At 61.9% G+C, this 21,831-nt stretch carries 20 protein-coding genes; 8 read left to right on the top strand and 12 right to left on the bottom strand.

The features are described 5' to 3' along the window. Positions 1 to 159: 159 nt before the first annotated feature. From BLT71_RS06915 to BLT71_RS06895, 6 genes are all read right to left on the bottom strand, one after another. Complete coding sequence (locus BLT71_RS06915) at positions 160 to 3,276, bottom strand: DUF3427 domain-containing protein (RefSeq protein ID WP_269457157.1); 3,117 nt, start codon at positions 3,274 to 3,276, stop codon at positions 160 to 162. 308 nt (positions 3,277 to 3,584) lie between these two features. Continuing rightward, the gene (locus tag BLT71_RS21040) at positions 3,585 to 4,082 is read right to left on the bottom strand and encodes a uracil-DNA glycosylase (protein WP_407681245.1); all 498 of its coding nucleotides are present in this window, start codon (positions 4,080 to 4,082) and stop codon (positions 3,585 to 3,587) included. A gap of 130 nt (positions 4,083 to 4,212) precedes the next feature. After that, a complete protein-coding gene (locus tag BLT71_RS06905) occupies positions 4,213 to 4,875 on the bottom strand; it encodes a deoxynucleoside kinase (RefSeq protein ID WP_091718734.1) in 663 nt (220 codons plus the stop codon). Next, the gene (locus tag BLT71_RS21035) at positions 4,875 to 5,378 is read right to left on the bottom strand and encodes a nucleoside 2-deoxyribosyltransferase (RefSeq protein WP_407681236.1); all 504 of its coding nucleotides are present in this window, start codon (positions 5,376 to 5,378) and stop codon (positions 4,875 to 4,877) included. The genes BLT71_RS06905 and BLT71_RS21035 overlap by 1 nt, the downstream gene beginning before the upstream one ends. Next, positions 5,375 to 6,100, bottom strand: a complete 726-nt coding sequence (locus tag BLT71_RS21030) for an ImmA/IrrE family metallo-endopeptidase (RefSeq protein WP_407681244.1) — start codon at positions 6,098 to 6,100, stop codon at positions 5,375 to 5,377. Before BLT71_RS21030 ends, BLT71_RS21035 begins: the two co-directional genes overlap by 4 nt. 155 nt (positions 6,101 to 6,255) lie before the next feature. After that, entirely contained in the window at positions 6,256 to 7,437 is a 1,182-nt protein-coding gene (locus BLT71_RS06895) for a thymidylate synthase (RefSeq protein WP_157693436.1), read from the bottom strand. A gap of 1,294 nt (positions 7,438 to 8,731) precedes the next feature. Between BLT71_RS06895 and BLT71_RS06890 the strand changes: the two genes are divergently transcribed. Further along, the gene (locus BLT71_RS06890; RefSeq protein WP_157693435.1) at positions 8,732 to 9,808 is read left to right on the top strand and encodes an HNH endonuclease; all 1,077 of its coding nucleotides are present in this window, start codon (positions 8,732 to 8,734) and stop codon (positions 9,806 to 9,808) included. Between the two features lie 119 nt (positions 9,809 to 9,927). Here the strand turns inward: BLT71_RS06890 and BLT71_RS06885 are convergent, their stop codons facing one another. Both BLT71_RS06885 and hisC read right to left on the bottom strand, forming a co-directional pair. Further along, complete coding sequence (locus BLT71_RS06885) at positions 9,928 to 11,364, bottom strand: amino acid permease (protein WP_091718726.1); 1,437 nt, start codon at positions 11,362 to 11,364, stop codon at positions 9,928 to 9,930. 44 nt (positions 11,365 to 11,408) lie between these two features. After that, on the bottom strand, positions 11,409 to 12,506 hold the full coding sequence (hisC, locus tag BLT71_RS06880) for a histidinol-phosphate transaminase (protein ID WP_091718724.1): 1,098 nt from the start codon (positions 12,504 to 12,506) through the stop codon (positions 11,409 to 11,411). 93 nt (positions 12,507 to 12,599) lie between these two features. Here hisC and BLT71_RS06875 point away from each other — a divergent pair, with 93 nt between their 5' ends. From BLT71_RS06875 to BLT71_RS06865, 3 genes are all read left to right on the top strand, one after another. Next, positions 12,600 to 13,103, top strand: a complete 504-nt coding sequence (locus BLT71_RS06875) for an Lrp/AsnC family transcriptional regulator (RefSeq protein WP_091718722.1) — start codon at positions 12,600 to 12,602, stop codon at positions 13,101 to 13,103. 119 nt (positions 13,104 to 13,222) lie between these two features. Next, on the top strand, positions 13,223 to 14,902 hold the full coding sequence (locus BLT71_RS06870) for a thiamine pyrophosphate-binding protein (protein WP_091718720.1): 1,680 nt from the start codon (positions 13,223 to 13,225) through the stop codon (positions 14,900 to 14,902). Positions 14,903 to 14,977: 75 nt separating this feature from the next. Further along, on the top strand, positions 14,978 to 15,685 hold the full coding sequence (locus BLT71_RS06865) for a hypothetical protein (RefSeq protein WP_172829924.1): 708 nt from the start codon (positions 14,978 to 14,980) through the stop codon (positions 15,683 to 15,685). Positions 15,686 to 15,749: 64 nt separating this feature from the next. Here the strand turns inward: BLT71_RS06865 and BLT71_RS06860 are convergent, their stop codons facing one another. Continuing rightward, positions 15,750 to 16,145, bottom strand: a complete 396-nt coding sequence (locus BLT71_RS06860) for a nitrilase-related carbon-nitrogen hydrolase (protein WP_231994467.1) — start codon at positions 16,143 to 16,145, stop codon at positions 15,750 to 15,752. A 602-nt stretch (positions 16,146 to 16,747) separates the two neighbouring features. On the opposite strand from BLT71_RS06860, the gene BLT71_RS06855 reads away from it, so the two are divergent. The 3 genes from BLT71_RS06855 to BLT71_RS06845 all read left to right on the top strand — a co-directional run bounded on the left by BLT71_RS06855 (position 16,748) and on the right by BLT71_RS06845 (position 19,158). Next, positions 16,748 to 17,719: a GTP pyrophosphokinase gene (locus BLT71_RS06855; RefSeq protein WP_091718716.1), complete on the top strand. Its 972-nt coding sequence runs from the start codon at positions 16,748 to 16,750 to the stop codon at positions 17,717 to 17,719. Positions 17,720 to 17,973: 254 nt separating this feature from the next. Next, on the top strand, positions 17,974 to 18,246 hold the full coding sequence (locus tag BLT71_RS06850; protein ID WP_197676733.1) for a hypothetical protein: 273 nt from the start codon (positions 17,974 to 17,976) through the stop codon (positions 18,244 to 18,246). Positions 18,247 to 18,357: 111 nt separating this feature from the next. Continuing rightward, on the top strand, positions 18,358 to 19,158 hold the full coding sequence (locus tag BLT71_RS06845) for an alpha/beta fold hydrolase (RefSeq protein ID WP_091718714.1): 801 nt from the start codon (positions 18,358 to 18,360) through the stop codon (positions 19,156 to 19,158). An 83-nt stretch (positions 19,159 to 19,241) separates the two neighbouring features. Here the strand turns inward: BLT71_RS06845 and BLT71_RS06840 are convergent, their stop codons facing one another. The 3 genes from BLT71_RS06840 to BLT71_RS06830 form a co-directional block, all read right to left on the bottom strand. Further along, on the bottom strand, positions 19,242 to 19,721 hold the full coding sequence (locus BLT71_RS06840) for a mycothiol transferase (RefSeq protein ID WP_091718712.1): 480 nt from the start codon (positions 19,719 to 19,721) through the stop codon (positions 19,242 to 19,244). A gap of 172 nt (positions 19,722 to 19,893) precedes the next feature. Next, positions 19,894 to 20,382 carry an SRPBCC family protein gene (locus tag BLT71_RS06835; RefSeq protein WP_157693434.1) on the bottom strand — a complete coding sequence of 163 codons (489 nt, stop codon included), beginning with the start codon at positions 20,380 to 20,382 and terminating at the stop codon, positions 19,894 to 19,896. Then, positions 20,382 to 20,732, bottom strand: coding sequence for an ArsR/SmtB family transcription factor (locus tag BLT71_RS06830; protein ID WP_091718708.1), 351 nt, complete (start codon positions 20,730 to 20,732; stop codon positions 20,382 to 20,384). The genes BLT71_RS06835 and BLT71_RS06830 overlap by 1 nt, the downstream gene beginning before the upstream one ends. Positions 20,733 to 20,868: 136 nt before the next feature. Here BLT71_RS06830 and BLT71_RS06825 point away from each other — a divergent pair, with 136 nt between their 5' ends. Next, complete coding sequence (locus BLT71_RS06825; RefSeq protein WP_091718706.1) at positions 20,869 to 21,798, top strand: NADP-dependent oxidoreductase; 930 nt, start codon at positions 20,869 to 20,871, stop codon at positions 21,796 to 21,798. The last annotated feature ends 33 nt before the right edge of the window (positions 21,799 to 21,831 follow it).

The following is a 21,831-nucleotide window of genomic DNA, read 5'->3' as shown; positions in this document are numbered from 1 at the left end:
ATCCCGTGGTTCGATTTTAAACAACTTTAGATCAGACATGCAAATTCCTTCCTGCCTAGATCGGTCATACCAAATGCGACCTATGTACAGGAAGTCTTTTCAACGATGGAACTTTATCAACTACATGATTGCTGACTGAACTTCTCCTATAAACACGCATTACTTCGCCACGGCAGCCGCCGACGCGAACACATCCGCTGGCATCGGCCGGTGAAGCTTCCAAGTGATCACGATTGGCTTCTCGCCCGAGTGCTGCACGTAGTCCACCTGACCCAAGCAGGTGTACGGAACCGTCAGTCCGGTCTCGTCATCCGCCGTATCCCTTGTGAAGATCAGAATTCGCGAGCCGTACGGGGCCCGGTTAAGGTAGCGCTGTCCCGTCGGACTGGTCGGCGACGTCGCGTTCTGCGACTCCCAGTGGAACAGTTCCGGGCTTATGGCGTAGTCCTTGTACATCGTGGTCGCCGAGTGCTTCTTGTCGTCCTTGTTCAGGGTGACAAAAAAGGCGTCGGTAGCCGTCGCCGGACACCATGCAACGCCCTCGCGGTGCTGCACGTTCTTGCCTTGCTCCAGCGAACCGTACTGCAACGCTGCCAGAACCTCCTCGCGCCGGTAGGTCGCGTGGGACAGCAACGGGATGTGCTGCAACTCTGCACCCAGGCTCTTCGCTGCATGTTTCGATGCCGCCACGCCCAGCTTCACCACCTGGCGGATCTCGCGGCACACAAACTGGTAGCCGCGCAGGTGGTCCAGGCCGTCGTCGTACGTCTTGAATCCTCCGCCGTCATCCCACAGCGTGTAGAACAGCATGCGTGCGAAAGCCTGCTCGCGCATGCCAAGCTCCGCGTAGCGGGGCGCGTCGGGGGCAACCAGCATCGAATAGGCGGCCGCCCGTTCCGGATCGTCCACGTGAATGAGCGCGGCCATGCGGCCCAGCAGCTTCTTTTCCTCCGCGCCCGACAACTCCTCAAGCTTCCCCCGCAACACGGTCTCCAGGGGTGAAAGCCCCTGGATCAGCCCCGCCTGCCGTAGGTAGCTGGTCCATGAGTCCCTGGTGGACCGGTAAATCGTCTTCACGTCATTCCCGGACCGCTCCAGATAGGCCTCCAGCTCGGTCTCGGCGTACGAGGCGATGTCCCGGACCAGCTGCGCCCGGTTGAACCGCAGCTGCGCCTTGATGTTGTCCAGCACCACCCTCTGCGCCACCCGGTCCAGCACAATCTGCGAGCCGGACGGCAGGTACGGGAACTCGTCCTCGACAGCTTTCTCCAGCTCCTTGCGCCCGTAGCCGGTCAGCGCCCGGTAACGCAGATCAAAGCGGAACTCACGGCGCTGTTGGCCGATGAAGTCCAGGACCGTCAGCACCGCTTTGCCCTCTGCACGGCGCAGGCCGCGACCCAGCTGCTGGAGAAAGACAGTGGCGCTCTGCGTGGGCCGGAGCAGCAGGATGGTGTCCACCTGCGGAAGGTCCAGGCCTTCATTGAAGAGGTCGACGGCAAAAATGCAGTTGATCTCGCGCTTGCCAAGGCGCCTGAGGGCTTCCTCGCGGTCAGCATTGTCAGTGGTGCCATCGACGGCGACAGAGGCAATTCCGGCTCGGTTGAACACCTCCGCCATGTAGTGGGCATGCTGCACCGAAACGCAGAAGCCGATGGCCCGCATCTGGTCCGTGCTGGTGACCTTGTCCCTGAGTTCACGGATCACCTTGGCTGCGCGGGCGTCGTTTCCCGTGTAGATCGCGCTCAGCTGGGTGGTGTCGTAGTTGCCGCGCTTCCACTCCAACCGGCTCAGGTCGACGTCATCGGAGACGCCGAAGTAGTGGAACGGGACCAGCAGGTCAGCGTCCAGTGCGTCCCAGAGCCTAAGCTCACTGGCGGTCCGGCCATCGAAGAACTGCTTGGCGACGTCGACGCCGTCGCCCCGTTCCGGGGTCGCCGTGAGTCCGAGAAGCTGTTGCGGTTTCAGATGCTCCAGCAGGCGGCGGTACGTGGGCGCCATGGCGTGGTGGAACTCGTCGATGACGACGACGTCAAAGAAGTCAGGCTCGAGCTGTTCGATGCCGAGGGAAGACAACGACTGGACGGACGCGAAGATATGCTTCCACTCCCGCGGCTTGTGCTCCCCCACGTAGAGCTCACCGAAGGCGCCGTCCTGCATGACGTCACGGTAGGTACGCATTGCCTGCTTGAGGATCTCCTGACGGTGGGCGACGAAGAGCAGTTTTAGATCTCTACCGGCGGTTTCGCTTAGCCGTTTGTAGTCCAGAGCCGCGATGACTGTTTTGCCAGTGCCCGTGGCGGCGACCAGAAGGTTGTGGTTGTAGCCCTTGAGGCGCTCAGCTTCCAGGTCCTCCAGCATCTCCTCCTGATGGAGGAATGGCTGAACCTCAAGCCCGGTGGCTGCATCCGGTGCCGCTGTGCGACGGCCGCCGTTGCGTTCCAACGCATCGTCCAGCTTTTCGCCGTCGCGCTCCGGGTCATAGCTCTGGAAAGCCCGCTGCTCCCAGTAGCTGTCGAAGGTGACCTCAAACTTCTGCAGGAGGGCGGGCGTGGCGACGGAGCTGAGCCGGACGTTCCATTCAAGCCCGTCCAGTAGAGCGGCTTGACTTAGGTTGGAGCTGCCGACGTAGGCGGTGTCGAATCCGGTGTTACGGCGGAAGAGCCAGGCCTTGGCGTGCAGCCTTGTGGCCTTGGTTTCGTAGCTGATCTTGACTTCGGCCCCGTACCGGTTGACGAGCTCGTCAACGGCGCGGCGTTCGGTGGCACCCATATAGGTGGTGGTGATGACACGGAGCTTTGCGCCGCGTTCTTTCAGTTGTTCAAGGGCCGGCTCCAAGAGCCTCAGCCCGGTCCAGCGCACGAAGGCGCAGAGAAGGTCCACCGTGTCAGCGGACTCGATCTCGGTCCTGAGTTCCGCAGCGAGGTTTGGATCGTCCTTACTGTTGGTGAGCAGGGCGGAGTCACTCAGTTTGGTGGTAGGGCGGCGCAGACTACGGCGTTTGAGCTTATCCGGGCGATGGAGAGACTGGAGCTGGGTTGGACCCGGTGCGATGCGGCTAGAAACGCCCAGCTCCCCGAGGAGGCGGTTGGCAAGGGCCACACGCTCAATTGGTCTCGCTGCGGCCAGGGTTTGTCGGAGGGCATCGGCGACGTACCGGGAGAGGATGTTGGGAGCATCTTCATCATCGACCGCGGCGAGTGTCACATCGGCAGTTTCCTCATTAATAAACTGCTCGAGTGATTCTGTGTTCAGCAGCTCATATAAGCCCTCGGGCAACGGAGGCCGAGCAACTTGAAATGGACCCAAAAATTTAGTCACCGCTCTAGAGTAAAGGAAGCTGGTACGTTTCGGCGACCACTTGCGCATTCGAGGTTGCCGCGCCTTTGCTCGACGAGCCCCGCATTTGCGCAAGCGCAGGGAGAGAAATTAACGAGACAATCTAGCTATTGAATAACATCGAAAAGAAATATCATATGCGCATCTACAAATACACCACCCACACGCAAGCCGCTGGGTGAACGCTGGCCAGACGCGAAAGCACGCGACCACCTCATTAGACCATGCAGACAATTCGAGGAAAATTTTCAGAAATTCCAATGGGTAAGACAAGCAGCGAATTCCTTGCGGAATTGCGATGCACCTCCGAAACTGGGATGCCTTATAGCCAGCGCACGAATAGATGGGGTTGACGCAGAAATACCTCGGACCTCGTTATCGAGAACCGCCGATACTGCACGCGCAGCCTTTTGCCCCACGCAAATGACAAATCTACTATCAATTGCGATGCTAAGAGCGTTTTCCCCTATTGCGAGTTCACGGTTTGTGGGCGTCCGGTTCGTCATCGGTGCTCCAACTTTGTGCGGATGAGCTGGTAGTGCATTCCACAAGAGTGTCGTCGCTGCAAGTCCTGATTGTTCGAGGACTCCCTGGACGACTGTCGCGCTGGCTTCGCGGGTACCAGCGAGGCCGGCGTCCGGGGCTGATGTGAAAGCAACGCCGGACTGTCGCGCGCCTCGCCAACCCGCCGCTTCCCCGATTAAGACGAGGTTGCCCAGAGCTGTCCTCTTTAGGTGGGCGCGCAAACTGCGGAGGCGCTCCTCATAAGTTGTTTGAAAGGAGCGACTCGCGTCACTTTCGGCAAGGTAAAAATTGGTTGTACCATCGTCCGACGGCAAGGCCAGTGTCGACGCAACTAGTGACTCTATCCACTCCTCATTTGAGGGGGTGCTCAAATGTGTCCCTTAAAGTTGGCTTACCCAGGTGCGCAGACAGCACGTCAATCGTCCGCTGTTGGCCCTCTGTCGAGAATAGGTCCCAGTCATGTCCTATTCGCACCACCGGCGATCGCTGCCAGTTCGATATAAAGTCCTTAAAAGCGTCGTGCACTGACTTTAACCTTGCAAAGTCAGTGGATTCGCCCTGTCTCCCTCTTACAGCCACACGCTCTATCAATTGATCATCGGTCATTTCCCGATAAACCAGAAGGGCGGGCACGAGGTAACTGCGCTCGATCACTCGAGAAAGTTCGGTTAGGACGCGAAACTCATCCTGCAGAATGTGGCCAAGACGATGCGCCGAATTCGCATACACTCCTGTATGCTCAAACGGTGTACGGTCCTCCAGGACTATAGGTTTTTCTGTGCAGGCAAGGATTTGCCGGAGGTCGTCGTGGCGCCTGGCAGAAGCGGCAAGGAAATGAGCTTGACTGGCAAAGCTCCACCGATGGGGGTCATGTTGTGCACCCTGGAAAAATGGATTAAGAGCTTCAATCTGCCCTTCTAGAAGCGTTTCTGCTTTCCATTTTTCCGCGATGAAGTTAACGAGCGTTGTAGCACCTGCGCCAACTGCACCCGTTACGGCAATGTATTTGGACATCAAGCAACGACCCGTCGACGGTGCTGTATTCCGCTAGGCCGCCCGAACCACGACATTGGCATTGCAAGCCAGGCTGCCACTTGTCCAGCTAGATCCTCGCAATTGGTAAATGTGATAATCCTGCCACCGGAATCCTCGATAAGTCCTTCCGCGAACCGCGACCCACGTTCCCCGGGTCGTTTGAGGCCGAGGACCCGTCGGTCTGAGGCTACTGAAAGAGCAACCTCCGCGCCAACGCCAGTCGACGGAAGACCCACGTGGGCCACAACCGCATGAGCAGCATTTAGAGCTGCCAGGTCAGTTGCAAACACGTCTCCCGACGAAAGAGCCGCTGCTTTTGTAGGATCTGTGTGGTGGTGCGGCACGTAGGCCCGGTGACCACATTCGCGAACGATATCTGCCAAGTCATCGTAAAGTCGACGAGCAGCATCAAGGTCAGGCGAGCCCTGCAGCGGACCCGAAATGTAAATCAGCACTTTTCTCCTCTGCGCGAGTGGGTTCATCTCTTGGTGGGTGAGCGGTAGAACACAAGCACCCTCTCTGGTTGTCCCAGGTTCTTCCCACCTTCGATTTCAATCAGCTCGTTTCGGGCTCTTGGTATGTGCAGGGCCCACGCGTCCTCCATTATTCCTACCCCGGGCAAGTCGGCAAGAACATTCTGAGCTGACGCTTCACCCGCCACCGCCGCTTGGCTAACGATGTCCGGTTGTAGCCGCGACGAGGACATACCTGAGGGTAAAAACGAGGTCCCGCCGCGGTGTTGGAGCCCCGCCGTTCGCCATGCCGCCCCCTTAGGGTGCGTCATGGCGAGTTCCCAGAATATCACCGACCACTCAGGCTGAACTTCAGCTATTCTGCGAGCAACCGCGGACAGCGACACTTGGAACCTCGCCGCCATTGCACTGATCGTGCGGCGATTGGGAGGTAACAGGGGATCCACGGCGGCTCGGTATGTTGCTGCCGGCATGAGCAAATTAGCGGCGCCGATATTGCATAGGCGCTCAACCCTTGCCCATAGTTCTCGACCCCTCAGTTGTTGGACCAGCTGCGGATTTTCAGCCACGGCATCAAACAGTAAGATGTGGCCGATCTCATGCGCAATCGAAAAGCGCCGCCGCTCCGTGGACAACTCCCAAGGAACCTCAATGCGCCACCGCTTTTCTCGTACGCTGAGCCGACCATGGTCCTCCAAACTTCCGTCTGCCTTATACCGCCCGGACACCATGTCGACTTGAGCCCCGTATTTGCGGGCGATCAGAGTTGGGTCAATGGGCGGGTAAGCGGCAAATTCCGCGGTGGTGTGGTCGGCTGCACGCTCCATAGCGCTTTCCGGGCTAGACGCACTCCATCGCTCTTGGAAGGCGTCTAAAGCGGAGGACGTCAGGGCTCGCCCCTCTTCTTTCGAACTGCCTTGAGAGCGGCAGCGACGTCGTTGGGCGTGAGTTCCGTAGGTTCTTCTGCATTCCGGGCCGCGAGCGTGACGCCGTCCTGAACGAGGACTTCCCTTACCGCGAGCACCTCGTCCAAAGTCACTGGCGAGTCTGCAGACGTCAGGTCCTTGAGTACTTCCAGGAGCCATTCGGTTCCTCCAGAACCCGACTGGAAGGGTGCTTCAGCTACTAATGCTGCAACGCCCGACGTACTTAGGACCTCTAAATCCGAAAGTGGGAAGAGCGCATCGTCAGCATTAGTGGCATCTTCCGCGGCGGGGCCCAGAACTGTCTCTATGGACTTTGAGGCTCCTCGCCCAAGGTAATCTGGAAGACTATCGAGAGTCGTAAGGGCGCCTTGCCGGTCTCCACGTTTTGCTAGCCCATAGGCAAGTAAAACGTTGAACAAGCTGCCCCAATACGTCCCCAGTTCCTCGCGAGCCTTTTCAGCAATTTCGCGGGCTTCCTCAACAGTGCTCGCATGACGTAGGGAGGCCTCAAATGAGGCTAATGCGACGCCTAGCTTAAGCGCATTTCCGCGGGGCATTTCCGGCATTTCTGCCGCCTGCGGCTGCAGAATGCCGGTAATCTTATTCCGAACAGTATTCATTGCGTCGAAACAATGCATAGATGCTGCCCAGTGGACATATCGCGCCAACGGCACACCTAGTTCGGCGGCCACCATTTCACCGAGCATAGAAAACTCAAAAAAATTATACGGCAGAAGTGTCAGCGCATTATTAGACCGCATGACCGTGGTCATAGTGAGCCCGCCGTCTCGAAGGTGAAAAAAAACCCCGAAGGTGCACGGAATATCGTTTGAACTGCGAACAGCATCTTCTGGGAGCCAGACCACAGCTGCTGCACGCCTAGAACTGGGGTTTTGCTTCAGTTCATTGACCACACCCGCAATTTGGTTCATGCCAGGCGCTGGGTTAAACAAGCGCTTCCCGTAGCTGGAACCAGGAACAGTCAATCCGTCGTCAGTGTAATCTTTGACCCGCGGCTCATAGTAAGCAATGTCCTCTAACCGGTCTGAGCCAGCAAGCAACCACACGAAACGAGCCACCGCGCCGAGAGTGTTCAGTGGAGAGCTTTCGCTGATGCTAATGCGAGCAAGCGGGTTAGCCATGCCAGTCGTGTAGCCAAGCAGCTCCGACGACGCACCGCGTTTGTCAGTATCTCCACCTACTGGCAGTCCGTGGTCCCTGAGGTCGCAGGCAGTTTGGACGTGTGCGGCCGCCGCAGTCTCGGGCAGTTGATCACCAAGCATAACGTTCCCCCTTACATGTTTGTGAGCAAACTAACCGATGAAGGCAGCTACGACAAACTTGAAGACGCAGAACAGACACATTACGGGTCTGAAATGAGACCTGAAGGGCAAAGCGCTTAGAACCCTTTTCGATCCACGTTACAGCGCTTGCCCCTGCCAGCATCGAGTGAGGCACGTAAGCAGCTCCAGACAGACGCTCCATTCGCGTGTAAGGAAGCCGCAACGCTGTCCGCAGCAACTGATTCAGTCGATGAGAACCCGTTCCGTGTCATTTTTCCGTGTTTCAGAGCCAAAACGCAACCTTGGCAGATCGGTGACTCATGCAGTTCCCGACCGCCAGCATGTGAAGTTACCTTCCCTCGCGGTCGGCGCGGAGCCGCAGCGCGACCTGGCCTGGAGCGTGGAGGTCCACACCAAGGGGCAGGTGGACACCACGACGTTCAGCAGAACGCCAAGGACCAACTCGCGGAACGCCAGCTCCAGCACAACCGTGACAACGCTAAAAGGCCACCCTCGAGACAGCCACATCCGGAAGCCGGGCCTTGGACACCCAGGCCCCAGGCGTGGGGCTTCACCGCGCTCAGCGAGGAAGTAAGCCGTCCGGAACGCGCCGTTGAGGTTGGCGCGCTAAGACGCAGAGCAGTGCAGCGTGGCGCGCCGGGCATGCTTTGGGTGAACGGGCTCTTCAGCTCCTCAGACGCACAACGCCAGGATGATGAGCGCGGTGAAGGGGTAGGAGATCAGCACCGCCGGGCCTGCAGCCTTGATGCATGCATCCCTTATTGCTGGGATCCACGACCAAGCGCTCCGACAAGACATGGTGAAGGGCCTTCTTTGCGTTGCTGTCCCAGCCCCGGCTCAATCTGTGACAGTTTGCCTTGCCTGACAATTTGAGGAATAGACGCCTCGCCAGCCCGTGCTGAACCGGCTTCGCTGCCCATGCGCTCCAGGTTGGAAGCCCACAGTCGCCAACGGACTGGTAACCGCAACGCCACCCCGGCAGGTCACCGAGAGTAGATGCTGCCAAAAGGCCAGTCTTAGAGAGGATTGGTTCGGCGCTTATAGTTGGCGACTGCCAGGAAAATCTGTTTCGATAGGCCGAGCCGTGTCGGGCACACCCAGAATTGTCGTAGCCCTGTGTTTCGCTGCATCTGTGGCAAACAGAACGAAACCCACGGACCGGGAACGGTTCTACGCTAAAACCGTTCGCGTAGGCAGCGGATGCCTAATTTGGACAGGATATAAGACGGAGCGCGGGTACGGGCAGTTCTCCCTCTATGGGAAGAACATGGGCGCGCACCGGGCCGCCTGGATCCTGGAGCATGGGGAGCTCCTGACAGCGGGCCAGATTCTGCTGCACTCCTGCGATACCCCGTCCTGCGTGGAAGTCGCACACCTGCGGGTGGGCACGCACGAAGAGAACATGGCGGACGTCCGTGCCCACGGGCGCCACAATATGGCACTGGGGGAAAACCACTACCTGGCCCGATTCACTGATGCAGAGGTGGAGCGTATCCGGTCAATGGCCAAGGACGGCCTGTTGCAGCGGGATATTGCGGCAATCATGAACTGCAGTCGCAGCTACGTCGGCCTTGTGGCCAATGGCAAGGTTCGGACCAAGCCCACAGCCAGGCCGTCCCTCTATCACGATAAGGAGGGGCAGGACGCAAAGGCCAAGGCTCGGCGGACCAGACTCCTGGAGATTACCTCTGTAGTTCATCCCGATGACCAGATCGAGGGTGAGGAGTGGAGGGAAACGCCATACCCGGGCTACTGGGCCAGCTCCTTAGGAAGAGTGCGGGGCAGGAGCAAGGCCATACTTACCCCCATCCTCATGGGAGATTACTACGTCGTGGACTGCGGAATGAAGGAGGGTACCAAGACGAGGAACCGTAAGGGCGTACACGTACTGGTCTGCGAGGCGTGGCACGGCACCCGCCCTGCCGGAAAGCATGCTGCCCACATCAACGGCGATGCTTTCGACAACCGGCCCAGCAATCTGCGCTGGGCTACGCCACTAGAAAACGGAAACGACCGTGTCCGCCACGGAACAACTATGGTCGGCAGCCGCAACCCCGCAGCTAAGCTGACGGATGCAAGCGTCCGGGAAATCCGACGCCGACTGGCCGTAGGAGGAAACACCATAAGGGCCTTAGCGAAGGAGTACGGCGTGCACCCCTCGGCTATCAGCCAGCTGCGCGACAACAAGACATGGCGACATGTGACCTGAATGCCTGCAGCTTTCTAGGCTCGGAGGGCCGATACGGCCACAATTAGCTGTTACGTGGTGAAGCCCGGTTCGCAAGCGAAAGGCGCGCCGGCCAAGCCAGACGCGCCCTCCTTGTGCACCTAACGTCGGGATGAAGCGGCTGATTCATCGACGAGCAACGGCTGCTTGTCAGCGTCGGAAGATCCGATGCTCGGCACTGTATCGCGCTTCTTGTCGTTCATCCAGCACGCCACTGCGATAACCGCCACAAGCCCGAAGGTGCTTAGGAGTTGGGGACGGGAATCCTCGCCGATGAAGCCCACCGTGAAGATAGCGGCAAGGATGACCAGCCCAAGCGAAGTGAGCCACGGGAAACCGGGCATACGCAGGGGAAGGTCCGTTCCCTCCCGGTCGGCACGGAGACGCAGTGCGAGCTGGGCCAGGAGCGCGGAGGTCCACACCAGCAGGCAGGTCGAGCCCACGATGTTGAGCAGGACTGGAAGCACCATCTCGGGGAAGGCCAGCTCCAGCACCACCGTGACAACGCCGAAAGCGACGCTGGCCAGGACCGCGACCACCGGAACCCGAGCCTTGGACACCGAAGCAAGCCACCGCGGCGCTTCGCCCCGCTCAGCCAGCGAGAACGCCATCCGGGAAGCGCCGTAGAGGTTGGCATTGAGGGCAGAGAGCAGTGCCGCGACCGCAACCAAGGTGATGGCAGTTGCCGCGCCGGGCATGCCGGCGGCATCCAGCACGGCGGCGAACGGGCTCTTCAGCCCCTCAGACCCCACGGGAACAACGGCAGCGATCACGAAGATGGCACCGATGTAGAACACCAGGATGCGCCACAGCACCGTGCGCACTGCCTTCTTCACACTGCGGGCCGGCTCCGAGGTCTCGGCTGCGGCCACGGACACGATCTCGGTGCCGCCGAAAGCGAACGCCACCACAAACAGCGCCGTCGCAATCCCGCTGAACCCGTTGACCGCGAAGCCCTCCCCCATGAAGTTGGACAGGCCTGGCGACTGCACGCCCGGAATCAAGCCAAACAGCAGCGCAAAGCCCACCAGCAGGAACCCGACGATCGCCGCGACCTTGAGGAGGGCGAACCAGAACTCGAACTCGCCGAAGTTCTTCACGCTGGTCAGGTTCACCGCAGTCAGCACCACGATGAACACCAAGGCCATCAGCCACACCGGCAGCGCCGGGAAGATCGTGGCCAGCAGGCCCGCCGCGCCGAGGGCCTCAGCCGCAATGACCACCACGAGCTGGATCCACCACAGCCAGCCCACGGTGGCACCGGCCACCGGCCCGTAGGCCTTGGCGGTGTAGACGGAGAAGGCGCCGCTGTCCGGGTTGGCGGCGGCCATCTCGCCGAGCGCCCACATCACCAGGATGATGAGGGTGCCGGCCACGAGGTAGGAGATCAGCACCGCCGGGCCAGCGGCCTGGATGCCCGCGCCCGAGCCGATGAACAGGCCCGCGCCGATGGCGCTGCCCAAGCCCATCATCGTGAGCTGCCGGGGTTTGAGGGCCGCGCCGAGTGGGCGGGCAGACGTCTTTGTCTGTTGTTCCATGGGGATTCCTCTTGGTTGTAGGTGGAACTGTTGGGGATAAAACTTCAGGATGCGTTGGCTGCGAGTAGCCGGAGCACGCGGTTGTTGGAGGCGGGGTCGGCCACGGTGATCCGCACGCCGTCGCCCTGGTACGCGCGGACCATGATGCCCGCGGCATTGAAGGCGTCCACCAGCGTTGCCAGCAGCTGCTCGTGGGCGCGGATCCACAGAAAGTTGCCCTGGCTTGGCTGGAGCTTCCAGCCCTGGGCTTCCAGCTCAGCAGCCATCCGGGCGCGCTCCTGCTTCACGGCGGAAACGCGAGATTCCATCTCCTCCCCCGCGTCCAGCGACGCGATGGCCGCCTTCTGCGCCAGCGCGCTCACACCGAACGGCAGGGCTGTGCGGCGCAAGCCTTCGGCGATTGCCGCCGTCGTAATGGCGTACCCGACGCGCAGCCCGGCGAGCCCGTAGGCCTTCGAGAAGGTGCGCAGGATGCAGACGTTCGGGTACCGGCGGTAGAGCGCCAGGGAATCGGGGCCGCTGCCGGCGTCGGCGTATTCCACGTACGCTTCGTCGATCACCACCAGGACGCTAGACGGCACGGCCTGCAGGAAGGCCTGAAGGCGGTCATGGCCGATCGGCACACCGGTGGGATTGTTGGGGGTGCAGAGCAGGACCACCTTGGTGCGGTCGGTGACGGCAGCGGCCATGGCCTCGAGGTCGTGGCCCTCAGCATGGTCCAGTGGAACGCGGACCGGCCGGGCACCTGCCAGCTCCACCAGGATGGGGTAGGCCTCGAAGGAGCGCCACGCGAACACCACCTCGTCCCCGGCGTCGCACAGTCCGGTGATGATCTGCTGGAGGACGCCCACGCTGCCGGGCCCCACCGCCACCTCCGCGGCGGTGACGCCCAGGTGCCGGGCAATACGTTCGCGGAGTTCGACGGCGGCCATGTCCGGGTAGCGGTTCATCCGGCCGGCCGCCTCGGCCACCGCAGCCGTGGCCGCGGGAAGGGGCTCGTAATGGCTTTCGTTGCTGGCGAGGGCGGCGATGTCCGCGCCAAGGCTGCGCCGGCCGGGAACGTAGGACGGAAGGCCGGTCACCGCGCCGCGCAGGGCGGGGAGCGCAGTTTCGGGTACGGCCACAAGCTGATCACTGGTCATGAGGTCCGATCATGGAAGTGACCCGGACCACAATGCAAGGTAGGCTCCGGTGCTTGGGACTTCTGCTCAACTTCTAGTACCTCTGGTGAAAATATGACCATCGCAAACTCGCGCACCCTTGATTCCTTGGACGGCCGCATCATCCTCGCCCTGGACAAGGACCCCGAAGCCAGCGCCCTGGCACTTTCCCGGACCCTCGGCGTCGCGCGCAACACCGTCCACGCCCGGCTGGCACGGCTGGAACGCAGCGGCGCGCTCCGCTCCTTCAGCCGCAGGCTCGACCCCGCCGCCCTGGGCTACGAACTCATGGCCTTCCTGTCCCTCTCGATCAGCCAGACCCGCACCGGCTCAGTGGAACACGGGCTCGAGGCCATCCCCGAGGTGATCGAAGTGCACGCCACCACCGGCGACGCGGACCTCATGGCCAAGGTGGTGGCCCGGTCCACCGCCGACCTCTACCGCATCACCAACGAGATCCTGGAGATCGACGGGATCCAACGGACCAGCACGGCCATCTCCATCCTGGAACTCATGCCGCCCCGGTACGACGGGCTGATCAGCCGGCTCTCAGAGCAGGAAGCGCGCCCATCGGAGTAGCCACAAGGGACGGATGCCACGGGTGGGCAAATTGTCACTAGTCGCTTCTTCTGCTGCCAAAAGTCCCAGCTGCATCGAGCGGTATTGCAAACGTGAGACGCAGGACACACCATGCCTGCATGACTACTCTTACCGTCTCCGGCCGCGTGGCACAGGTTCTCAGCAGCTATGTCAGCGACGTCTTCGGCGTCATGGGCAACGGCAACGTCTACTTCCTGGACGCCGCGGAGCAGCAGGGCCTCCGCTTCACTCCCGTCCGGCACGAGGGCGCCGCCGTCGCCGCGGCCGACGCCTACTACCGCGCGTCCGGACGGCTCGCCGTGGGCACCACCACCTACGGCCCCGGCTACACCAACGCGCTCACCGCCCTGGCCGAGGCGGTCCAAGCGCAAATCCCGATGGTGCTGGTCACCGGCGACGCGCCCACCAGCGGCGCCCGGCCCTGGGACGTCGACCAGGCGGCCATCGCTGCCGGCCTCGGCGCGGCCACCTTCACCGTCACCCGCGATGCCGCGGGCGCCGTCACCCGGCAGGCGGTGGAGTACGCACTCACCCGGCGCACCGGCGTCGTGCTTGCCATCCCCTACGACCTCGCCGCACTCGAGGCCGAGGACGAGGACCTTCCGGAACCGACGGCACCAAAGGTGAAGGACGACGGCGGCACGGACCTTGGGCAGGTGGCCCGCCTGCTCGCCGGGGCCAGGCGACCGCTGATCCTCGCCGGCCGGGGCGCGCACCTCGCCGGCGCCGGCCCGGAGCTCCGCGACCTCGCCGACCGGCTCGGCGCACTGACTGCCGGGACCGCCCTGGCGCTCAACCTCCTCAATGGCGAGGGGCACCTGGGCGTGGCCGGCGGTTTCGGCACCGACACCGCAGCCGGGCTCATGGGCGAGGCCGACGTGGTCCTGGTGGCCGGGGCCAGCCTGAGCCCATTCACACTGCGGTTCGGGCACCTGATCGGCCCGGATGCCACGGTCGTCCAGATCGATACTGCGGTGGAGCCGACGAATCCGCGGGTGGACCTGTTCGTTCAGGCGGATGTGAAGGCTGCAGCTTCGCGGCTCCTGGCGTTGCTCGACGGCGAGGCTGCCGTGGCTGGTTGGCGCGCGGAAGCTTCCAAACGTCTGGCCGCAGGCCCGGGGCATGAGCCCGGATCCGCGGAAACCGCGGACGGCCGGCTGGACCCGCGTGCACTCGCCACCGCACTGGATGCCGTGCTGCCGGAGCGCCGCACTGTGGTCCAGGATGGTGGGCACTTTATTGGCTGGGCGCCCATGTACTGGAACATCCCGCGGCCGCAGGACCTGGTGATGGTGGGCACCGCGTTCCAGTCGATCGGGCTGGGCCTGGCGAGCGCCGTCGGGGCAGCCCGTGCTCTGGAGGACGGCCGGACTTTGGTGCTGGCTTCGGGCGACGGCGGTTTCCTGATGGGCCTGGCCGATCTGGAATCACTGATCGGTGCGGCCCGGAGCGCAATCGTGGTGATCTACAACGACGCCGCGTACGGGGCCGAGATCCACCAGTATGGCTCCCAGGGCCTGACCGAGAAGCCGATGCTGATTCCTGAGGTGGACTTCAGCGGTGTTGCGCGGGCCCTGGGTGCCGAGTCTGCCGTTATCCGTTCCCTGGCCGACCTGTCCGCGCTACAGGAATGGATCGACGCCGGCGCCAAGGGGACCTTCGTCGCGGACTGCCGGATCACGTCCACCGTCCGCGCACCTTGGCTGACGGAGTGGATGAGCGCGACCCGGGCGGCTAAGGCAGTGTTGGCGGCGGTGGCGGCGGTGGCGGCGGGATAAATTTGCGGGGCCAAGCCGCTCAGCTCAAATCGGATGTGTAACACATTCATTACGTAAAGATGCAAACATGGGCCCGTGAAGTCTTCCATAAACGTGAACTTAGAGCCCTCGTCCTCGGCTTTCCCGCCAGACTGGTCAACGATGATTCCGGACCTCATTGTGGCTCTGGTTACTGGTGTGGCAGTAGGCTTAGCGATCTTGATCGCTGAACGCATGTCAGCGATCAAGGCGGAGAAACGAAAACTAGAGCAGCTTGGTACGAGACTTGTGCATCCCCTGCTGCTGGTGCTCCAACGGCCTGAGTATTTCCCGAGGTTTGACAAGATCGGTGAGCTGCAAAAGAAGCAACGAGAAGCGATGAAGATTCTCGAGGACCCTGACCTAGATGACTGGCACGAGACAAGTCCTTCATCGCTTACGAAGGCTCTGGTGAAGTACCGTAACGCTCTGAGAGATCAGCGGCATGACCGAGAGGACTTGGCTCAAACCATTAAGGACTGGGACCGCGTTCACGGAAAGGAGCCCAACATTCTGGAATACGCAGAGGCCCGCCTTCTCGACGCGAATGAACAAGCACTCCGCGACCTATTCCCCGATAAGGCAGAACGTGTGCGACTCGAAACTGAGTTCGGGAAACTTAGAGAACACGGGCATGTGAAATCACATGCCCGGGCCTTTCGCGGCGCCCGCGCTCGCTCAGAGAGAGCGCAAGGGGACGCGCATGAAGAGCTGGTTGCACAGATCAAAGCAACTCATGCCGCTACACCGCGGGCAGGTAGGTAGTTTGTATTTCCGGTTCTTTCCTCTAGCGCGGAGACTGATTGCGTGAACGAGCGGCCCTGAAGGTTCAGGCGCCGCCTGACGAGCCAGAAGCCCGCCCAAGCAAAGGACTGGCTGATGACCGCCTAGAATCGCCGTTGCCGGAACATCGAGAACGACTCCCGCACCCGGTCCACCGTCTCCGGCGAAACCGCCACCGCCAGAACACCCGCAGCCAGCCCAAGGTCCGCCTAGACAACCTCAAGGGGTCCACCAGCACGCTCGGCCCGCCGGAGACCGGCGGCGCCTGGCGCACGCCCGCCTCGTACACGCCGTTCTCGATCGCCGGTGCCGCGTTCAGCACGAGCCACTGCTCCGTCTTGTGCTCGCCCGGCACCCAGGACGAGCACACCAGCAAGACCTGCGAGTCGGCGTCGGCCAGTGACCTGGCCAACGCCGGGAAGCGCAGGTCGTAGCAGGTCATCAACCCGAACCGCACTCCCCCCGCACTCGAACACGACCGGTTCAAGGGACTCGCCAGGCTTGATGAACTCGGACTCCCCGAATGTCAGCGGGCACGAAAGTGCCCACTGACGGCCAGTAGAACTGAGCCGTGGCCATGAGATCTGCCCACTTCCTTACTTGTCCGGCCCGTCTTAAGCGGCGGGGGCCTCTCCCCGGGATTTGATGACGGTGTCTAGTCGCATCGAAGCTCGCCCACGAAGAGGCCCCGTACGAAGTCTGACGGCGAAATCATGGAAATTCTTGCTACCTACGATCGGACCGGATCGTCGCGCGCTGCCGCGGCGGCGAACCGGTCGATCGCCACGAGGTTGGCTTGCAAGCTGGCCAGCCCCCGGCACCGTTGGCGGGCACCAGGCTGCCGACGGACAGCGCCACGAAGTACATGAGGACCAGCAGCACTTGCATATAACGAAGTTCAGACAGCCTCGGCCAGTGAGTCAGCAGCCAAGCGGACGGCCAAGACAAATGACCTAGCGTTTCAGGTGACATCCCTAGGCTATGGTCGGGCCGTCCCGCAGTTTTCCTGTTTAGTTGCGGCACCACATCGCTTAGGGTTATCGCGTGGGGACAAAGACTTCTAATGATTATGGCCGCGATCAGAACGCACTCAGCTTCTATGACGACAACCTCTGGCGCTACAAGCGTCTAATGGAGGAGGCGCTGTTCGCGCTGGAGGCTGGAATAGGGTTTAAGGTCCACAGCGTCACAAGCCGGGTGAAGGAGCGTCAAAGTGTCTCCGACAAGATCCTAAGAAAAGCTTACCGAGCTCCAGAAGACGAGCTCGAAGACATTGTGGGCCTTCGTATGGTTTGTCTTTACACTTCCGACTTGCAGAAGGCAGACAGTGTCATCCGCAATGCCTTCGACGTGGTTTCGTTCGAAGACAAGATTAATGACACCTCAGAGGATTCCTTTGGCTATATGTCGGTCCACTACATATGCCAGCTTCGTGAAGAAAACAAGGGGCCCAGATACGATTCGCTTCAGGGCCTGAAGTTTGAGGTCCAGTGCAGGACTATTCTTATGGACGCTTGGGCTAACGTATCGCACCATTTGGCGTACAAGGGCAAAAATAGCCTTCCCGAAAATAAGAAGCGTGCATTTCATGCGCTTGCAGGACTCTTCTATGTGGCCGATGAACAGTTTCAGCAATTGCTTCACACAACGACCGACACTCGTCCTTCACAGCAGGGCGGCCACCTGGACAGGGACAGCGTAAAAGAGCTTCTTGAGGAGCTTTACCCCAACCGGGAACGCGAAGAATCTGATGAGATGCACCTTCTTTCAATCTCCGACTTTGTGGAAGAAGCTATTGCCGCTGGCTACACAAGCCTAGGGACGCTCCGGGAAGATCTGACGAGGTTTTATTCTCAAGGGCTGGAGCATGAACGGGCGCATCCACCATTGGGAGAACCGGGGGAGAAATTTTTTGGCGTCGGGATTGCCCGCGCCACCCTGAACATCGCAAATCCGACATTCCGAGCAAACTGGGCAAGAGGGCGACAAGCTTGGGAAGAAGAAGAAGAAGAGTAACTTGCTCTTGAGCACATCCTGCACTATTGGTGCCGCAGGCGAGATGCCGGGCAAAGGCAAATTTAGCCCAGTGCAAACTCCGCTTTTCAGGAAACTGCTCTTGGTTCCGCTGCAATCGACCCAAGCAAATGCAACAGCACCGCGTCCTTGCAGCCTATCTCTACTTGGGTTGCTGTGTCCTCATCCTGATGTTCGCCAGCGAGGGCAGCCCCTGGCAGATGGGTCCGACGCCACGGAGATCGACTACCACCCCGATGACGGCACCTGATACCCGTGTCATCACCCAAATGCCCGTCAAGGACCTGACTCTCCGGGATGGCACGTACACCTGGACCCAGGAAATCGACACTCCTTTCGACAACTTCTACGTCCGCCTCCGCGGAACAGACGGAAAGAAGTCCCAGCCCGGCTTCCTCGGCGCAGCCATCGACCCCGCGGGGCCGGCCACGGACGAGATCGGAAACGCCGGTCCGTGGGAAGACCTCTGGTTCTACACGAACCCCGTCTTCGTGGAGATCAGCAAGTAGTCCTCGCTTCCGGCAGCTTCGAAATTGGCGAGCACCGGGGTCCGCGCGTGACCCCGGTGCCGGCTAAACAACCGGTCCCACGGGTCCTGCATTGCGGCGTAGCCTGAACCCATGGACGCCGACATCCGGCACCTCCGGCTCCGCACCGGCATCACCGTGCCGTGCCTCGTCCAGGGCAAGGACGACGACGGAGCCACTCCCCTGCTGCTGCTCCACGCCTGGGGCGAATCCCGGCGGAGCTTCGACCGCCTGATCCCGCTCTTGGCCGGCCGCCGGATCGTCGCGCCGGACCTTCGCGGCCAGGGCGACGCGGACAAGCCCCTGAACGGCTACTCCCTGGCGGAGCAGGCCGAGGACGCCGCCGCCATCCTGGACGCACTCGGCATGCCCCGCGCTGCCGTCGTTGGCTCCTCCAGCGGCGGCTACGTGGCCCAACATCTTGCCGTCAACAACCCCGAAAAGGCAGCCGCCCTGATACTGGTGGGGTCTCCCCTGACCCTGCAGGGACGGCCCGCCGTTGCCGCCGAGGTGGACTCCCTGACCGACCCGCTCGACGAGGGGTGGGTGCGGGACTCGCTCACTTGGTTTCCCCTGGTCCACGACGTCCCGGATTGGTACATCGAAGACCGCGTCCGCGACGGCCTCAGCATGCCCGCGCACTCGTGGAAAAGCATTCTCAACGGGCTTTGCGGAGCCATCCCTCCCACAGAATCCGGGACCATCCAGGCGCCCACGCTCATCCTCTGGGGCGGCCAGGACAACCTGCTGCCGCGCACGGACCAAGAGACACTGGCCGCCAGGATCCCGGGCTCGGTACTCAGGACCTACCCCGACGCAGCGCACCTGGTGTTGTGGGAATGTCCGGAACGCGTCGCGGAGGACATCACCGCCTTCCTGCGCACCCTCGGCTGACACGGCACGTAGCCGGGCCCCGCCGTCGTACGTCTGCCCTCTGCCCCCCCGGACCGGGTTACATCGGCGCTGACGGCAAGCGGCTAACTCACGACGAGATGCTGATGCCCATCGATGAGCTCCCGGACGATGTCCAGGTGGCCCGCGTGGACGGACGTCTCAGCGAGTACGCGGAACACCACCTCACGCCCAGTGGACATGGGTGGCGCGTCGAAAACGGTGGCCGGAGGCCACCAGCGGGGCGGGGCGTTCAGGTCCACCGCCGCAAGGATCGCTTCGCTTCGCGCGATTTCACGCTTGTAGATGGTGACGGCCTCAGCTCCGGTCATCGGTTCGGACGCCCACCCGTTGTGGAGTGCTGCGATGGCCCTGTCATCGCCGTCGAGTACCGCCGATATCCAGAACATCTCGTCGTCGAAGGCCAGGTGGTTGAGCAGTTGCGTCATTGTCCAGCCGGACGGGACTAAAGCCCGTCGCATCTGATCGTTGTTGAGGCCTTCGACTGTTCGAAGAACATGCGTCCGCGCACTCGCAAGCTGGGCAAGCAATGGGGCGTCGCTCACGCTGCGTGCTCATTTCCGGCAAGCCAGTGGAGCCCATTGCGGTGAACCACCTGGCCATCGGACCCGGCCCGCGGCTTTGGCGAAAGTGGATCGAGCACCGACCTGTCAACGGAAAGTCTGTCGACCCACTCATGGAGGAGCGCCGGCTCGGCGATTCCCAGCAGCGAGGGCATCACTGGGCGGAGCTATCTTTGACCCGGTCGATGGTCGCAGCCCACCCCTCCCGGGCACCGCCCAGCATGAGCTTTTGTACCTCCTCGATGTCCAGATCCTCGGAGAACCGGACCGTGAGGACGAGCTCCGTATCCCTGCCCAGGTCGTTCAGCTGCACCGTGACAACAGGGGCAGTCATGTCGTTCCCGCCTCCGAGTTCGGGCCATCCACCCACCGCACCCCAGCGGAAAACGAGCCGTTCGTCAGGAACGATCTCCAGGTAGATTCCACCGGTGGGATAGCTAAGTTCCTCGTTGACGATCATCTGCTGCTTCCACGTCCCCCCGACCCGAAGATCCACTTCAATGGGCTCGGCCGGCATGGGCATCTCGGGGTTATGGAACCAACCAAGGTGCTCAGGATCGGTCCACGCGGTGAACACCGCCTGCCGCGATGCAGCCAGAATCCGGGTCAGGGTGAAGCTTCGATCTGTTGGGGAGTGGGTCATCATCTATCCTCCAGTTCAGTGAGCTTATTGGGCCGAGCGGGATCCATGGCGAGCTGAGCGTCAAGGCGATCCAGCCGCGTGCCCAGGAAATCGCGGTAAGGGCGCAGCCATTCCTCCACCTGCTGCAGCGGCGCAGGTTGAAGCCGGCACCTCCTCCATTGCGCCGACCGGGACTTCGTGATCAGCCCCGCCTCCTCGAGCACTTTCAGGTGGCGGGACACGGAGGGCACGCTGATCGAATGCGGCGCGGCCAGTTCGGTCACCGTCGCCTCGCCCCGCTGCAGTTGCGCCAGCAGGGCACGACGGGTGGGATCCGCCAGCGCAAGGAAAATCGCACTCAGGTCATCCATTTGAGTCCTAGCCTAATTACGCAGGAGTGCAAATACAAGGCCTCCGGACGTATACGGACCGCATCAGATCGACCGTCTGGGCCACTTTCTGCCCGGCTCAGGAATACCGCTGCAGGGCCGCGCGGTTGTCGCAAGCATGAAGGCAATCACGTACAACTCATATGGAAAACCGGACGTCCTCGAATACGGCGAGCAGCCGATGCCGAAGGTGGGGCCCGGCATGGTCCTGGTCAAAGTCAAGGCAGCCGCGGTGAACCCGGTGGACTGGAAGATCATGGCCGGCGGCTTGGACGCCGTCATGGACCTGCAATTCCCCGCCGTCCCCGGCTGGGACGTCGCCGGGGTGGTGGAGTCGGTAGGCATCGATTCCCGTCAGTGCCAGCCAGGCGACGAAGTAATTTCCTACGGACGGAAGGACTACGTCCACGGCGGCAGCTTCGCCGAGTACATCGCCCTGCCGGAGCGGCTACTGGCCCGCAAGCCCGCTTCGCTCGGCTGGAACGAATCGGCCGGCCTGCCGCTGGCTGGCCTCACCGCCTTCCAGGTGCTCCGCCGGCTGGGCCTGAAGGCCGGCGAAACGGTCCTGATCCACGGCGGCTCCGGCGGCGTCGGCTCGCTCGGCATCCAGATCGCCGTCGCCCTGGGCGCCAACGTGATCGCCACCGCCTCTGAAAAGAACCACGATTTCCTCCGCTCCCTAGGCGCTGAACCGGTTGCCTACGGGGACGGCCTTGCAGACCGCGTGCGCGCGCTGCGGCCCGACGGCGTGGACGTCGTAGCCGACTTCGTGGGCGGAAACCTCGAGGCCACCCTGGCGGTGCTCGCCGACGGCGGCCGGCACGCCTCCATCGCGGACAGCGACGTGGAGCAGCACGGCGGGGACTGGATGTGGGTCAACCCGGTGGGCGCCGACCTGCAGGAACTCGCTGACCTGGTGGACAGCCGGAAGTTCCGGGTGGAGGTTGCCGAGGTCTTCCCGCTGGAGAAGGCCGCAGATGCCTTCCGCTCCAACATGGAGGGCCACACCCGCGGCAAAATTATCGTCGAGGTGGACCAGGACTCCTGATCCGGCCAGCTGACTGACGAAGGCTCCGTTCCC

The organism is Pseudarthrobacter equi (assembly GCF_900105535.1).
GTDB lineage: Bacteria > Actinomycetota > Actinomycetes > Actinomycetales > Micrococcaceae > Arthrobacter > Arthrobacter equi.
This window is presented reverse-complemented; position numbering and strand designations above follow the sequence as displayed.